Annotated in this window: 14 protein-coding genes; 3 read left to right on the forward strand and 11 right to left on the reverse strand. The window is 52.3% G+C overall.

All coding sequences use genetic code 11. The features are described 5' to 3' along the window. Positions 1 to 14: 14 nt before the first annotated feature. Positions 15 to 1,334 (reverse strand): glycosyltransferase family 4 protein, encoded by a 1,320-nt coding sequence (locus J3P34_RS20365; RefSeq protein WP_246853821.1) that lies wholly within the window; start codon positions 1,332 to 1,334, stop codon positions 15 to 17. A 217-nt stretch (positions 1,335 to 1,551) separates the two neighbouring features. Between J3P34_RS20365 and ffh the strand changes: the two genes are divergently transcribed. Together ffh and J3P34_RS20375 are read left to right on the forward strand one after the other, a co-directional pair. Next, on the forward strand, positions 1,552 to 2,889 hold the full coding sequence (ffh, locus tag J3P34_RS20370; RefSeq protein ID WP_210490473.1) for a signal recognition particle protein: 1,338 nt from the start codon (positions 1,552 to 1,554) through the stop codon (positions 2,887 to 2,889). A gap of 298 nt (positions 2,890 to 3,187) precedes the next feature. Continuing rightward, positions 3,188 to 4,498 carry a family 8 glycosyl hydrolase gene (locus J3P34_RS20375; RefSeq protein ID WP_210490474.1) on the forward strand — a complete coding sequence of 437 codons (1,311 nt, stop codon included), beginning with the start codon at positions 3,188 to 3,190 and terminating at the stop codon, positions 4,496 to 4,498. A 46-nt stretch (positions 4,499 to 4,544) separates the two neighbouring features. On the opposite strand, the gene J3P34_RS20380 is transcribed toward J3P34_RS20375, so the two are convergent. From J3P34_RS20380 to J3P34_RS20415, 8 genes are all read right to left on the reverse strand, one after another. Beyond that, on the reverse strand, positions 4,545 to 5,303 hold the full coding sequence (locus J3P34_RS20380; RefSeq protein ID WP_210490475.1) for an OBAP family protein: 759 nt from the start codon (positions 5,301 to 5,303) through the stop codon (positions 4,545 to 4,547). A 281-nt stretch (positions 5,304 to 5,584) separates the two neighbouring features. Continuing rightward, on the reverse strand, positions 5,585 to 6,067 hold the full coding sequence (locus J3P34_RS20385; RefSeq protein ID WP_246853822.1) for a nucleoside deaminase: 483 nt from the start codon (positions 6,065 to 6,067) through the stop codon (positions 5,585 to 5,587). Positions 6,068 to 6,138: 71 nt separating this feature from the next. Then, positions 6,139 to 6,660 (reverse strand): DinB family protein, encoded by a 522-nt coding sequence (locus J3P34_RS20390; RefSeq protein WP_210490476.1) that lies wholly within the window; start codon positions 6,658 to 6,660, stop codon positions 6,139 to 6,141. 74 nt (positions 6,661 to 6,734) lie between these two features. Continuing rightward, entirely contained in the window at positions 6,735 to 9,068 is a 2,334-nt protein-coding gene (locus J3P34_RS20395; protein ID WP_210490477.1) for a hybrid sensor histidine kinase/response regulator, read from the reverse strand. Positions 9,069 to 9,083: 15 nt separating this feature from the next. Further along, positions 9,084 to 9,512, reverse strand: a complete 429-nt coding sequence (locus tag J3P34_RS20400) for a response regulator (protein WP_210464519.1) — start codon at positions 9,510 to 9,512, stop codon at positions 9,084 to 9,086. A gap of 62 nt (positions 9,513 to 9,574) precedes the next feature. After that, positions 9,575 to 10,051, reverse strand: coding sequence for a response regulator (locus J3P34_RS20405; RefSeq protein ID WP_246853823.1), 477 nt, complete (start codon positions 10,049 to 10,051; stop codon positions 9,575 to 9,577). A gap of 45 nt (positions 10,052 to 10,096) precedes the next feature. After that, a complete protein-coding gene (locus tag J3P34_RS20410; RefSeq protein ID WP_210490478.1) occupies positions 10,097 to 10,804 on the reverse strand; it encodes a sensor histidine kinase in 708 nt (235 codons plus the stop codon). Further along, positions 10,785 to 12,308 (reverse strand): sensor histidine kinase, encoded by a 1,524-nt coding sequence (locus J3P34_RS20415; RefSeq protein ID WP_210490479.1) that lies wholly within the window; start codon positions 12,306 to 12,308, stop codon positions 10,785 to 10,787. The genes J3P34_RS20410 and J3P34_RS20415 overlap by 20 nt, the downstream gene beginning before the upstream one ends. A gap of 443 nt (positions 12,309 to 12,751) precedes the next feature. Between J3P34_RS20415 and J3P34_RS20420 the strand changes: the two genes are divergently transcribed. Next, positions 12,752 to 13,468, forward strand: coding sequence for a class I SAM-dependent methyltransferase (locus tag J3P34_RS20420; protein ID WP_210490480.1), 717 nt, complete (start codon positions 12,752 to 12,754; stop codon positions 13,466 to 13,468). A 104-nt stretch (positions 13,469 to 13,572) separates the two neighbouring features. Here J3P34_RS20420 and J3P34_RS20425 read toward each other — a convergent pair whose 3' ends face one another. Together J3P34_RS20425 and J3P34_RS20430 are read right to left on the reverse strand one after the other, a co-directional pair. Then, positions 13,573 to 13,992 (reverse strand): hypothetical protein, encoded by a 420-nt coding sequence (locus J3P34_RS20425; RefSeq protein ID WP_210490481.1) that lies wholly within the window; start codon positions 13,990 to 13,992, stop codon positions 13,573 to 13,575. A gap of 104 nt (positions 13,993 to 14,096) precedes the next feature. Continuing rightward, the gene (locus J3P34_RS20430; RefSeq protein WP_210490483.1) at positions 14,097 to 15,080 is read right to left on the reverse strand and encodes a pyruvate dehydrogenase complex E1 component subunit beta; all 984 of its coding nucleotides are present in this window, start codon (positions 15,078 to 15,080) and stop codon (positions 14,097 to 14,099) included. Positions 15,081 to 15,112 lie beyond the last annotated feature (32 nt).

The raw sequence follows: 15,112 nt of genomic DNA on the forward strand, positions 1-15,112 counted from the left end.
TAAAATGAATCGGCTCAGCCGTTTATCAGTTTGGCAAGTTGCTCGGTGAGCGAGCGGCGCGAGTACTGGGTGTAATTGATGATGGGCAGGTCCAGGTTGTGGTTGATTTTCCAATTTTTGGTCATTTGCATGAGGTAATCCACCATGAGGTCGTAGCCGGCATAATGGAAAACCCGACCTGCGCCGCACTCGTCCAGAATCTTGTCGGCGTCGCCATGCACGGGCCCGATGCAGATGATGGGCTTGTTCGCGGCCATGTACTCAAACAGCTTGCCGGTGAGAATGCCGTGGTTGTTCTCCACGTCCGGAATAGCCATAAACAGCACGGTGCTGGCCATGAGGTATTTGATGGACTCATCATGGGGCACGTAGTCAATGTACTCGGTGATGAGCGGCAACCCGGCCTCTTCAATCTGCCGTCGCACCTCCGCCGATACCTTACCCACGAACCGAAGTTTGTAGCGCATGAGCGGGTTCCGGGTCATAACCTCGCAAAGCGCCTGGAAAAACCCGATCACGTTATAGGCCTCGGTGAGCGTGCCGGTGTAGGTGATGATGAATTCCTCTGATGAAGGCGTGGATGGATGCACGAAATCGGCCTCATCGTACCCGTTGGGGATCACGTGGATCTTCTTGGGGTTGATGTTCGGGGATTTATTCAGGAACAGCCGCTTCATGTCCTCCGAGACCACCACTACCGCATCGGCGAGCTCCAGCACTTCACGCTCGTATTTGGCGTCGAGGCGCTGGGCCAGGGCCGTGTGGTTCAGGTCCTGGTAATAGTAGATATCGGTCCAGGGGTCGCGCATGTCGGCAATCCATCTAAGCCCGTATTTCTTTTTCAGCTTCAGCCCGATGAGTTGCGTGGAGTGGGGCGGACTGGAGGTGACAATGGCTTTCACGGGCTGGGCGGTCAGGGCCTTCTGGGCCGCCGCGAAGGCGTAGCGGTTCCAGCCCACCCGCGGATCGGGGATGAACAGGTTACCCCGCAGGAACTTGAACAGCTTCTGCTTCCAGGTTTCCCCGCCCGTATTCGCAAATCCTCCGAAGGGAATGTCTTTCTTGCCCGTGATCTTCTTGTAGAACTCAAACGGCTCCCGCGTAGAAGTCCTGATCACCTTCACCCCGGCGGGCACCTCTGCGGTCAACGTCTGGTCCAAGACCGGGTAGGAGGCCTGTTTCTCATCCACGGTGATTACAGTAGGCGTTACCCCAAACTCGGGCAGGTGCTTTACAAACTTGAGGCAGCGTTGCACGCCGGCCCCGCCAGACGGCGGCCAGTAGTAGGTGACCAATAAAGCATGCTGGGGAGTTGTGGGAACCGGTGATTTCAAGGGCTTTAAACTTCAGGTAATAGAATCAATGGAGCGAACGTAATCTGCTTTTGGGTTGTTTTAGGGAAAACAAGGCAAAAACAGGTTGCGCTCACCGCTGTATAGTTAAGTCCGAATATACGCACCTGCGGGTAAAAGATGGTGAACTTCCGCAAATTCTCCTTATTTTTGTCTTTGTCAATCCTTGAAAAATATCTAACTCAGTCATATACCACACATGTTTGAGAATCTAAGTACCAAGCTGGACCGCGCCTTCAAAACCCTGAAGGGGCAAGGCAGCATCACCGAGATCAACGTTGCCCAGACCATCAAAGAGGTGCGCCGCGCGCTGGTGGATGCCGACGTGAACTACAAGGTGGCCAAAACTGTGACCGACAAAATCAAAGACGAGGCCATGGGCCGCGACGTGCTGATTGCCGTGTCACCGGGCCAGCTGATGGTGAAGATCGTGCACGAAGAACTCACCGAGTTGATGGGTGGCGAGAAGAAAGACATTAACATCAACGGCTCTCCGGCTATTGTTTTGATTGCCGGTCTGCAAGGATCTGGTAAAACCACGTTCACCGGTAAACTGGCCAGTTTCCTGAAAAGACAGGGAAAAGGCGTAATGGTGGCCGCTTGTGACGTGTACCGCCCCGCCGCTATTGACCAGCTGAACGTCCTGGCTGACCAGGTAGGCGTGGAGTTCTACGCTGAGCGCGAATCCAAAGACCCGGTATCCATCGCCCGTAATGCGGTAGAACATGCTAAGCGTACTGGCAAGAAAGTAGTCATCATTGACACCGCCGGTCGTTTGGCCGTGGACGAGGCCATGATGCAAGAGATCTACAACATTAAGGAGGCCATCAAGCCTACTGAGACTTTGTTTGTAGTAGACTCCATGACCGGTCAGGATGCCGTGAACACCGCCAAAACCTTTAACGAGCGCATTAACTTTGACGGCGTGGTGTTGACCAAACTGGACGGTGACTCCCGTGGTGGAGCGGCCCTTTCCATCAGAGCCGTAGTAGAGAAACCCATCAAGTTCATCTCTACCGGTGAGAAAATGGAAGCCCTGGACCTGTTCTACCCAGACCGGATGGCCCAGCGTATCCTGGGGATGGGTGACGTGATCTCCCTGGTGGAGCGCGCGCAGCAGACCTTCGATGAGGAAGAAGCCAAGCGTATCAACAAGAACATCCGCAAGAACCAGTTCAACTTTGATGACTTCCTGTCACAGTTGGAGCAGATCAAGCGGATGGGTGATATCAAAGACCTGGTGGGCATGATCCCGGGCGTAAGCAAAATGCTGAAAGACGTGGAGATTGACGAGAGCGCCTTCAAACCCATTGAGGCCATCATCAAATCCATGACCAAAGAAGAGCGTCAGAACCCGGATATGATCAGCGGCAGCCGCCGTAACCGTATCGCGAAAGGCTCCGGCACCAATATCCAGCAGGTGAACAACCTCATGAAGCAGTTCAATGACATGCGTAAGATGATGCGCAGCATGAACAAAATGGCCGGCACCAAAGGCGGCCTTGCCAAACTGGGCAGCATGATGGGACGTAGGTAATCAATTGTAAATTGTTAGAAGATCAACAAGCATATTTAATAAAAAGACCCGCACTAACTTGGTGCGGGTCTTTTGTTTTTGGGGTGTTTTCAGGAAAACAGGGTATAAATGGGGCGTGTTCTCCGAAGAAACCCAATACGCATATTGCCCCCTTCAAAGGGGGAAAATATGCGTGTGCTGTCAATTTGGGATTTCCCTTCATCAGGAAGTCCAACCAAATTCTAGCGCTAGTTCATCAATAGGAAAATAAGAGTATCTTTCAATTCCTTATTCCAACCTTCTCTTAAGAACAAGACAAATGATGAAAGCTCGTGTTTGGACTGCTGCTTTGGCGTTTACTGTTTTTGCTGGTGTGTTTACTTCCTGCGCGCCAAGAGAGAGTACCTCCCTATCTACCATACTAAAGGAGAATGCCGGTAAGGGTGCCTATGCTACAAAGCAGTTTCGGAATCTTTTCAAAGAGAACGGCCATTCAGAGGAGGAAATCAACCAGAAGATAAAGGTAGGCTACCAGCAACTGTTCCAGGGAGACTCTGCCACCCAGAGAATCTACTTCCAGGCAGGGAAGAATGACCAGGGGCCGATATCCTATATCTACGATGTCTACAACAAGGATGTGCGCAGCGAAGGCATGTCTTACGGGATGATGATTGCCGTGCAGTTGGACAAGAAAGCCGAGTTTGATGCACTTTGGAATTACGCCCTTACGTACATGTATATAGACCAGCCGGGACACCCTTCTGAAGGGTACTTTGCCTGGTCTGTGAAGCCGGATGGCACCCGCAACTCAGAAGGACCGGCTCCTGACGGGGAAGAATACTTTGTGACGGCACTGTATTTTGCTTCCGGAAGGTGGGGCAACGGCGAGGGCATCTATAACTACAAAGCCTGGGCTGACAAGATCCTCACCACCATGCGCCATCACCCGGAGATTTCGGGTACAACCAAATTCGGGCCGCAGACCTCAGGCCCTATGGTGAATGAGCAGCACAAAATGATTTTGTTTGTGCCCACAAACCAGGGCCGCAAGTTCTCTGATCCTTCCTACCACCTGCCTGCTTTCTATGAATTATGGGCCCTATGGGGACCTCAGCCAGATCGAGCATTTTGGAAAGCCGCCGCCGATACAAGCCGGGCCTACTTTCAGAAAACCACGCACCCGGTGACAGGCCTGGCTCCGGATTACGCCCACTTTGACGGGAAACCGGTGACTACGCCGTTCAACCCCAACTCGCATCACTTTGCCTATGACTCCTGGCGGACGGCCATGAACTGGAGCGTGGACTGGGCCTGGTGGCAGAAAGACCCGCGGGAAGTAGAACTTAGCAACAGAATCCAGTCCTTTTTTGCCAGGGAGGGGCTCTCATCCTATGGCCACATCTACACCCTTGATGGTAAAAAGGTAAGTCCAGGACCTTCCGCGGGTTTGGTTTCCACGAACGCAGTAGCAAGCCTGGCCGCAACGCATCCGGTGGCAAAGGAATTTGTGGAGGCCCTCTGGAATCTGCCCGTGCCGCATACCCTGGGAGACCGCTATTACGGTGGATTGCTCTACCTGATGAGCCTGCTGCATTGCAGCGGACAGTTCCAGATTTATCCGCCGCAGTAAGGTTCTGTTTAGAGCCTGTTTTTAGAAAATCAGCCTTAAAAAGCCTTTAATGCTGGTGCTCGGGGGCTTCGTATTTGTTCGTGATCTGTAGTTGGCGGACCTCGCCTTTTTCCCAGGCGTTGGCGCCTTGCACCACTTGGGGCATGGGAATATCCGCGCGCTGTTTCCGTTTATCAGCGGTGGAGACCCCGAAGCGCTTGTCCCGGTCTGCTATCAGTTCCTTTTTTAACTGCCCGTCTTTGGTGAAGCCCATCATGATCATCGGGCTGCCTAAGGGAAGTTCCAGGTCCCGGTCGGTGTGCCAGGTGTGGATGACCTTTCCGTAGGTGCTCACCAGTTTTTCCATGAGCTCATGTTCTGCCACATCGGGGATGCCCGGCGCAATCAATTCCCCGGATTTCACCTCGTACGAATGGCTGTGCCAGAGTTTGCGTTCCTCCAGGGGCAACTTTTTGAACAACCTTTCGGAGATGATGTACTCCACACCCATCAGTTTGGCGTTGGGTCCGTTGCCGTCGTACATCAGGGCCTGGTGCAGGTCTTCGTTTACCTGGGTCACGTAATGGTGTGCCTCCATCTGGCCCTGTAGGTTGCCGTTGTAGAAATGGAACCCGTCCAGGTACATGTTTATCTTGGAGATGGGCGACTTTTTCTGCAGCAGATCGGAGCCGGCCTCCATCACCTTGGATTTGGGGTTTTTCTCCGCCCCGGGTGCCGTCACGTTAGAATCGGTGTTGTTTCCCCCGCAGGAAACCAGCAAAAGGAAAGCAAAATAGCATAGGGGAGTAAAAAGGTTCTTTTTCATAGTCAGGAGCTTGGGTACTGCTTCTAACTACGGCGGAAAAATCTCTTAGGCTGATACTTAAGGAATCCGTTTTAAGGCTGATTTCTATAAAACAGGCCCAAAACGAGAAAGGCTGGTAAATGCGTTTACCAGCCTTTCTCGTTTTCATTTGGTTTTGGATGGCCGCTTAGGTGGTATGCCTTTGAGCAGCATTCCCATAATCCTGCCAGGTGCAAAATAGTTAGGCCGAAGTTACCAGATAGGTGCCTCCCTGAAAACAAACAACAATCACCAATCAGCAATTAATAATCCGTGCGGCTTTCGTGCTTTTCCCATTCTTTGAAGCCTTCCAGCGCTTCATCGCGGAGGAGCTGTTCCATGGGTAGGGAGCGGGAGTGGAGGGGGAGTTCCAGTTCTTCGTAGATGAAGGCATCATCGAACCCGATGGCGGCGGCATCTGCCTTGGTGTTCCCAAAGTACACTTTATCAGGGCGGGCCCAGTAAATGGCGCCCAGGCACATGGGGCAGGGTTCGCAGCTGGTGTAGAGTTCGCAACCTGAAAGCTGGAAGGTACCCAATGCCTGGCAGGCCTTCCGGATGGCATCTACCTCGGCGTGGGCCGTGGGGTCGTTACTGGAGGTCACATTGTTGAAGCCGCGGGCGATGATCTCGCCGTTTTTCACCACCACCGCACCAAACGGTCCGCCTTTGCCTTCTTTCATTTTATCTATAGAAAGCCGGATGGCTTCGCGCATGAAGTTTTCTTTGGACGAGGTATCAGCCATGAGGGTAAAGGTTAAATAAGTAAGATTATGCCAGATTACGGCAAAAGGGCTGCAAAGATAAGAAAGGAAGGTTAAGAAAGAAGCCGCCGCATCTGCCGACGGTGGTGCTCGGTGTGCTCAATCATAAACTGGAGCGTCTGCGGAAGGGTAATCATGCCGGACCGCGGATGGAAAAACACCTCCCGGTTAAGCTGATCTTCTGGAAATGTGGATACAATGGCCAGAAGCCGGGCGCGGGTTTCTCCCCAATCTTTCATCACCTCTGAAATCTGCACTTCCTCGGGTACCTCGCTCACCGCGGGCGGCGCTTTGAACTTGATAGGCAGCCTTAATAACAGGTTCAGAAGAAAAGATCGCACTCTGGTGCCCAGCCGCATGGGTCGCAAAGCCTTGCCGCTGCCTAATCTTTTCTCCAGGCCCAAGACCACTTGCTGGTCTACCCTGGACAGGTGATACAGCAACTGCGCCGCCGACCATTGATCCGGAGTCGGTTTGCGGTGCTGCCTTTCGGCTGGGGCCTTTTGTACCCACGCACTGAACTCCTCGCGCTGTTTTTCAAGGTGCTGGAAAGAGGATTGCAGCTGGTGGTTCATGGCGTAAGTTTATTGGGTAGAACCCATTTAGGGGCCGATTTCATGAAAATACCCCCTAAACAAGTAAGGGCAGACTAAACCAACTTCCCTTGTAGGCTTTCCAGCTCTTTTTTGAGTTGCTGGACAGACCGGTTCACCAACAGCACCATTTGCTGCACCAGCGCCGGAATCTGCTCGGTGTTGGTGCGGTTCAAGGCAAACTGCTCAATGGTGTTGTTCAGGTCCTCCAGTTCCCGGATACCAACCAAGGCAATAGACGGCTTGATTTTGTGGGCAAGGGTCCTGGTTTCGTTCCAGTTGGAGAGCGAAACGGCCCTGGTTAATTCCTGCACCAACTTGGGCGTCTGTTCAATGAAGAGCCGCAGAATGTCACGCATGAACTCAACGTTGCCGTTCGCGAAGTTCTCCAGGTAAGACAGGTCTATGCGCACCTCCTGGGCTTGGTCAACAGATCGGTCTATTTCTTCCTCTTTACCTCCGGCTTGGAGCAAACCGGAAATTTCCTGCAGCAGGTCCTCGGCTTTGAAGGGTTTGGAGATGTAGGAATTGGCGCCGGCGGCCAGGCACTTTTTGAACTCACCTTCAGAGGCATGCGCCGTCAAAGCTATGATTGGAATCTCCTGGCAGGCGGGCAGGTGCTCTCTTATATACTGCATGGCCTCGTACCCGTCCAGCTCAGGCATTTGCATGTCCATCAGGATCAAGTCAAAGGTCTCCTGGGCAAGCAAGTCCAGGGCTTCGCGGCCATTGTTCACTACTGTCACCTCTACTTCATGGTCCCGCAATACCTTGGTCACCAGCATCTGGTTTACCGCATTGTCTTCGGCCAGGAGTATCCGGGCGTGCCGGAGCAGCTGCGTATTGTGGGAGGGAAGCTGCGAAGTTCTGGCGTATTGGTCGGGTTTTCCGGTTACTTTTCTGAAAGGAAGCACAAAACGGAAAGTGCTGCCCACGTTGAGCGTACTTTCCACGGATATCTGGCCCCCTTGCGCTTCTACCAATTCCTTGGCGATGGAAAGGCCCAGGCCCGTGCCCCCAAATTTGCGGGTAGTGTCATTGCTGCCCTGGGTGAATTTCTCAAAGATGGTTTCCAGCTTCTCCTCCGGAATGCCAATGCCGGTGTCTTTCACGGTGAATTCCAGCTGTAGCTGGTCTTCTTCCTGGGCAATGACTTCCACGTTGAGCCGCACTGTGCCGCCCTCTGTGAACTTGATGGCGTTGCCCAGTAGGTTGTTGAGAATCTGGCTCAGACGGAACGGGTCGCCCTCCACCATGGCTGGAATATCCTGGTCTATAAGCAGTTTCAAGGCGTTTTTCCGTTCTTTGGCCCTGATCTCCAAGACATCCAGCAGCTGTTTGATGAGTTGCTTCAGGTCAAAGGGAATGATCTCAAAGGTGATTTTGCCGGCCTCTATCTTAGAGAAGTCCAGCAGGTCATTGATGATCACCATGAGGTTGTTGGCCGAGGTGTGGATGCCCTGCAGGTATTCACGCTGATTCTCGTCCATGGGTGTTTTGGCGAGTACTTCGCTCAGGCCCAGAATCCCGTTCATGGGCGTGCGGATCTCGTGGCTCATGTTGGCCAGGAATTGTTCTTTGACCCGGGCCATGCTAAGGGCTTCATCTTTGGCTTTCTTGAGTTCCTCCTCAATAAGGATTCGCTCGGTAATGTCATAGGCTACCCCAATGACGCCGCCTGGTTTTCCGTGCGTGTCTTTTAAGGGAAGGAAAAGGCAGTCAAACCAGACACCGCTGATGTTGATGGTGCATTTGGCCTGGTACCCCTGGATGGAGCGCTTTACACAGGTAAGAAAATTAGGGTATGCCCCGTAGATTTCATAAATAGACGAGCCCACCGACTGTGATTCCACTTTCCCGATGAGGGTGAGGCCTTTACCGCGGGCCATGGTGATGATGCCGTCCTGATCGGCGGCCCACAGGATTATGGGAGCCCCGTTGATCACCGTTTCCAGTTGCTTTTGCGTGCCGGCCAGCTGCTCCTGCGTCTGTAGCCTTTCCTGCTCAATCCGGTGCAGCCTTATGGCGCTTCTGATGCTCTGGGAAATGCCTTCTGGGGTAAGCAGGGTTTTGGGCAGGTAGTCTGAAGCCCCGGTTTTGATGGCTTCCACGGCAATACGCTCATCCCCCTGAGAGGTGACAATCTGCACGGGGGTGGTAATGCCTTTCTCCCTGATCTGCTGCAGCAGTTCCAGACCGTTCATGTCTGGCAGCATGAAATCAATGAAGATGAAATCAAAGGTTTGCTTTTCCAGCGCCTCCAGGGCTTCCATGCCCAGGGCGGCGTTGGTGATGGAAGCTTCTACCTTGGCGGTCCGGAGAGACCTTTTTATGATCATCCGGTCTACTTCATCGTCGTCTACAATCAAAAGTTTTACTGCGGGCTCCATGGGGGTGGAAAGTCGTTAGTTAGGGAGTTCAATCAGGTTTAAAAATGAATTCAGGGTAGCGATGGCTTCCAGAAAAGAATCGTACTGAATGGGCTTCACAATGTAGCCGGCCACATTCAGGTCATACGCCTCCAGAACGTCTTTTTCAGAGCTTTGGCCGGTCATCACGAAAACACTGCAGGACTTGAGTTTCTCGTCTTTCCTGAGCTCCTTCAGGAACTCCAGACCGCCCATCTCAGGGAGGTCCAGGTCCAGGATGATAATCCGGGGAACCGGATGTAGCGCAGGCGTTCCCCTGCCTTGCAACATATCCAAGGCAATTTTCCCGTTGGCAGCCACATGCATGGGGCTTTCAACACCTTGCGCCAGAAAAGCACGTTTGGTGGCGGCAACATCCTGCGGATCATCCTCCACTAAGAGTATATGGGCTTGGTTCGTTTTCAAAACTTTTGAGTTAGAGGTAAGCAGGGGGAGAATCTAAAAATACAAACAATTTTGCACTCTTCTTAGGGCCGTTCGCACAATTTCCAATATCTGTTCAAGGTGGCCACTGAAGTCAGGAATTTCTCAAACGAAAGCGGTTTCAGAATGTAGCCTGCCACATTGAAGTTGTAGGCGTTGATTTTGTCACTGTCTTCGTTTGAGGTGGTCATAACAAATACGCTGATGCGGTTCAAGGACGGGTCTTTGCGAAGTTCCTGCAGAAACTCAATGCCGTTCATCTTGGGCATGTTAATGTCCAGAATGATGATAGGCGGCATGGGAATGGCACCCTCCCTGAGCATCTCCAGGGCCTCCAGACCGTTATGGGCAATGTGCAGCGGATTGGTGATGTTATTTTTTTTGAAGGCCCGCTGCACGTTCATGATGTCTACCTCGTCGTCTTCTACCAGAAGGATATTTACTTCTTTGTCTTCCATGTTGTCTCTGTAACCGGAACTCTGGTCAACTCCAGATTCTGAAAATTGGCTGGGCTTGTGCATAGGTCCGTGGGTTAGGCTGAATGAAATGGTTTATATAAAATGCTATTATACTGTTTTTGGCCAGGTAAAGGTAATTTCCGTGCCTTGGCCCGGCTCTGAACGCAGTTCCAGGGTGCCGCCTACAAACTGAATGATCTTGCGGGTGATGGTGAGGCCCACGCCCAAGGATTCCTGCTGGTCTTTGGGTTGCACGGTATAGAACATCCTGAACACCTTTTCCTGCGCGTCTACCAAGATCCCAATGCCGTTGTCCTTCACCCGGAATTGGTAGGTGTTCTCCGCCTCGGCGGCTTCCACCCAGACCTCTCGGGTCTGGTTTTCATTGTAAGTAACGGCATTCTGGAGCAAATGCTGGAATACGGTCTCCAGTTTTCTAGCGTAGGTGGTAAGAGTTGGCAGGTTTTGGGCGTGCAAAATGAGGGAATGCTGCTCCCGCATCTGGGCTGCCAGCTGCGCTACCATTTCCTGCACGTTTACCTCCCGTATTTCCAGATCGAAGCGGGGCACGCGGGAGAAGTCCAGCAGGCCGTTGATCATCCTTTCCATGCGGTCGGTGCGGTTCTGCAGCAAGCGAATGTTGTTCTGGATATCGGGCTCCAGGTTATCACCCATATCTTCCTTTATCCACGCTGATAGGTTGCTGATCGCCCGCAGGGGAGCCTTCAAGTCATGGGACACGATGTAGGCGAACTCCTCGTATTCTTTCCGCAGGTCCTCTAACTGTTGCTGGCAGTTATGCTTTTGCTCCATCATGGTAGTATGAGGTTGTCGTTTGATTTGTCACTTGCGCCTTAGGCCAGGTAAACACGAAGGTGGTGCCTTGCCCTTTCTCAGATTCAATCCAGATCTGGCCGCCTTTCTCTTCCACTATCTTTTTCACAATGGAAAGCCCCACGCCTGTGCTTTCTTTCACATCACGCGCTTCCATGGTCTGGAAAATCCCGAAGACCTTGGTCTGGTATTCTTTGGGTATGCCCGGGCCGTCGTCTTTAATCTCAAACTGATATAAGCCCGGTAACTCTTTGGCTTGTATCTCTATGCGGCCGTTCTGGGTGTGGTGGTACTTAAAGGCGTTGCTGAGCAGGTTAGAGAGCACCTGGTAAAAGAGGGTCCGTTCCCCGGTGAGGGTGGGCAGCGGTGTAAGCGTTTTGATCTCAAAGCTGGCCGGAGGCGCCAGGTTTTCCAGCGTTTCCTTCAAGAGGTCCTGCACCGAGAAGCGGGTAGAGGGCAGGGATTGACGGCCCACCCGGGAATACGCCAGGATACCGTTGATGAGGTTTTCCATCCGGTGTACCCGTCCCCGCAAGATAGAGAGGTTCTTGATGATATCCGGGTCCTGGGTCTGCAGGTCTTCCCCAATCCACTCGGCCAGGTTATTGATGGCCCGCAAAGGGGCTTTCAGGTCATGGGAAACCACGTAGGCAAACTGGTCAAGTTCCTTATTCATCTTGGTGAGGTGGGTGAAACTGTTCTGTAGTTTGGCGGCCATCACGTTCAATGATTTGGTAAGGCTACTGATTTCATCATTGCGTTTGTCTTCTAATGAAACGCTGTAATCGCCTTGGGCAATACTGTGGGCCAGTTCATTCATGCGCTTGAACCTTCTTTTGATGGTTTTTCCCAAAAGATAAGCCATAAACCCACCCGCAATAATAGACAGCAGGGTAAGGCCCACGGCAATTTCGTTTGTTCTGATGAGGGAGGCGTTCAACCCCTTTAACCGGTCTTCTTTAATACGTTCCTCCTGGTCCCTGATTTTATCAAAGCGGCCACGGGCTTTGTCCATTAGGCTCTTGCCTATTCCCAGTTGCACGGTGTTGTTGAAAAGGGAATCATATTGGGCTTTGTCAACGGCGCTGAGTCTTTCGCGGGCTTTGCTTTTCAGCAGCGGGGCGGCAAACGAGTTCAGCCACACATCGGCATCATTTTTTATCCCATGCACCAATGCATTCTGCTCTGGGTACGACTCCGTAAGTGAGTCAAGCTTTCTCATGCTAACCTCAAACTCGGTTTTTCCCCGATGGTAAGGCTCCAGAAACGCGTGCTGCCCCGTAAGCAGATAACCCCGCAGGCCGGTTTCCAGGTCCAGGATCAGTTTCTGGGCGCGCTCACCCTCCCTGATGACGCTGGAAGTGTAAAGAACGTCTTCAATACTGTTCTTCACCTTCCGGGTCTGGTGGATATAGCCTACCGTTACAATGCATAGCATGACCAATATTAACCCAATGGCGGTATAGATGGTAGTGATTAGTTTCATAGGTTTACCTCTCAGGGGGGAGGCCTTAGGTGGCTGAAGTCAACCTCAAAGATAGAGGATACGGCGCTACCCGGTACTTAAGTTATGTATGCTTTATGCGTGGCAGCTAAAGGAAAACCTGCGTTTTTCTCCGGCCTTTTCTGTTTGTCTTTCCTTACTCCTCCATGGAAGAAGTGTAAGGGGAAATTTTATGGTACAAATTGGAGATTTTGGCCCCCAACTTTACATAAGGTTTATTCCTCTGCAGCGCATAGGTGCTCCTAAGGGAAATAGATTTCAAATTCTTGAATTTATATCCTTCCCTTGCCAATTTTCGGTGAATGGGGTATAATCCTCGTTAAAGTCATGTGTTTACCAGACTGCAGGGCTGCTGGCGGGCTTCTGGTACAAAACCTACCGTTAGCTGGGGCAGAATGTGTAATTTTGGTTTTTAGATTTACATTATGGAGTTAGACACACCAGATCCTATAGGAGGGGCCATCAAGGCATATTGGGAAGGCAGAAAAGACGCGGCGGTCACGGTATACTCTGACCAGATGGAAGCCGATGAACTACCCGCCGCCTATCTTTTCCGGGAGTTCGCAGAGATGCCGGAGCGGGAGCAGTTCGCGCTCTCCGAAGCTTGCGGTAAGGTGCTGGACGTAGGGGCAGGGGCTGGTTCGCATGCATTGGCCTTGCAAGAAAAAGGCCTGGAGGTAACGGCGTTGGAGATATCGGCCAGGGCCGCAGAAGTGCAGAAAGCCCGAGGCGTAAAGAACGTACTCCATGGCGATTTCTTCACTTTGCCTCCCACGCCCCATGATACGCTGCTGCTGCTCATGAACGGCGTTGGTATAGCTGGTACGCTAGAAGGCTTACCGCATTTCCTGGACACCTGCAAAAAGTGGCTCGCGCCCGGTGGACAGATTCTGCTAGAATCATCGGATATCCTGTACCTGTATGAGGAGGAAGACGGATCTGTGCTGCTTGATCTGAACGGCGCTTATTACGGGGAACTCACTTACATGATGGAATTTGGGCAGGAGCGCACTGAGCCTTTCCCCTGGCTTTTTATCAGCTTTGACCTTCTGCAGGAATACGCCCAGGAAGCCGGCTTCACCGCCGAACTGCTCCTGCAGGAAGAAGATGACCATTTCATTGCCCGCCTCACCTTGGTTTAAACCCCGGATAAAGAAAAAACCTGGGCCTCCGCTTTAGCCGTGTTTTATGAAAAACAGCGCTGAAACGGAGGCCCAGGTTTTATGTGAGTTTCTGACCTGACCTTCTATTTCACCACCACAGAATCCAGGAGATACTTGTTGTCGGCTTGCCAGAACCTGAAACGGTGCACGCCCGGTGTGGTGGTCCTGAACCGGAACGTAAAGGAATTCAGGTTAGACACATCGGCGCAGACGGCGTTCTGTTCCTCAATAGGATAGGCCGCGAAGATCTGGATGTCGGTTTGCTGGGTGGTTTTTACAGAGTCTACCCTGGAGTAACGGCCGCAGCCGTTTTCCGGGCGGTAAAGCACTCTAAGGGTGAGAACCGTATCTACTTTCACCGGCACCCGGGGGAACCCATCAGTTTTCTCAACGGGTACGGGTTTCACTACTTCCTCCAGCTGGGAAGTCTCGGTACAAGCGGCCACCGTTCCCAGGAGCAGAACCGCGGAGGCTAAAAAGGCTGTTAATCTATTTTGAATCATCCTGTTTAAGGGCTCTTTTAGGCAAATCAGGCACAAGACGCCAATAAAAGCAAGAGCCGACCATTTCTATAAAGGTCGGCTCTTGCGGTTTATTGTGTCAAGATTTACGCTTTGGCGTAAGTCACGTCTTTCACGGCTTGGATCACGCGCTTCACGTTGGGCAGAGAAGCCTCAATGAGGGTTGGCGCGTAAGGCAACGGAACGTCGCGGGCGGTTACGCGTTTCACCGGGGCATCAAGGTAATCAAAAGCGTTGTGCTGTACGTGGAAAGCGATCTCAGAAGAGATAGAGGCCAGCGGCCATGCTTCTTCCACCACCACCAGGCGGTTGGTTTTCTTTACAGACTCAAGGATGGCTTTGTAGTCAATCGGGCGAACGGAACGCAGGTCAATCACCTCAGCATCCACGCCTTCTTTGGCCAGTTCCTCGGCGGCCTGCAGCACCAGCTTCACCATTTTCCCGAAGGACACAATGGTTACGTCTTTGCCTGGGCGCTTGATATCGGCTACGCCGATTGGAATGAGGTATTCTTCCTCCGGAACTTCGCCTTTGTCGCCGTACATCAACTCAGATTCCATGAAGATCACCGGATCGTTGTCGCGGATGGCAGACTTCAGGAGACCTTTGGCGTCATAGGGGTTAGAAGGAACCACTACTTTCAGGCCTGGGGTGTTGGCGTACCAGTTCTCAAAGTTCTGCGAGTGCTGCGAAGACAGCATACCGGCGTTACCGGTTGGCCCTCTGAACACCATAGGGGCAGAGTACTGTCCGCCAGACATAGACATGATTTTGGCGGCCGAGTTGATCACCTGGTCAATGGCTACGAGAGAGAAGTTGAAGGTCATGAACTCAATGATGGGACGGAGTCCGTTCATGGCGGCACCTACCCCGATACCGGCAAAGCCCAGCTCGGCAATAGGGGTGTCAATCACGCGCTCAGGTCCAAATTCGTCCAGCATGCCCTGGCTCACTTTGTAGGCACCATTGTACTCGGCAACTTCCTCGCCCATCAGGAACACCTTTGGGTCGCGGCGCATTTCTTCGCTCATTGCCTCACGCAATGCCTCTCTGAATTGTATGGTTCGCATAGTAAGATTTATCTACGTCTATCTAAGGGGTA

This window comes from Rufibacter aurantiacus (assembly GCF_017916345.1).
GTDB lineage: Bacteria > Bacteroidota > Bacteroidia > Cytophagales > Hymenobacteraceae > Nibribacter > Nibribacter roseolus.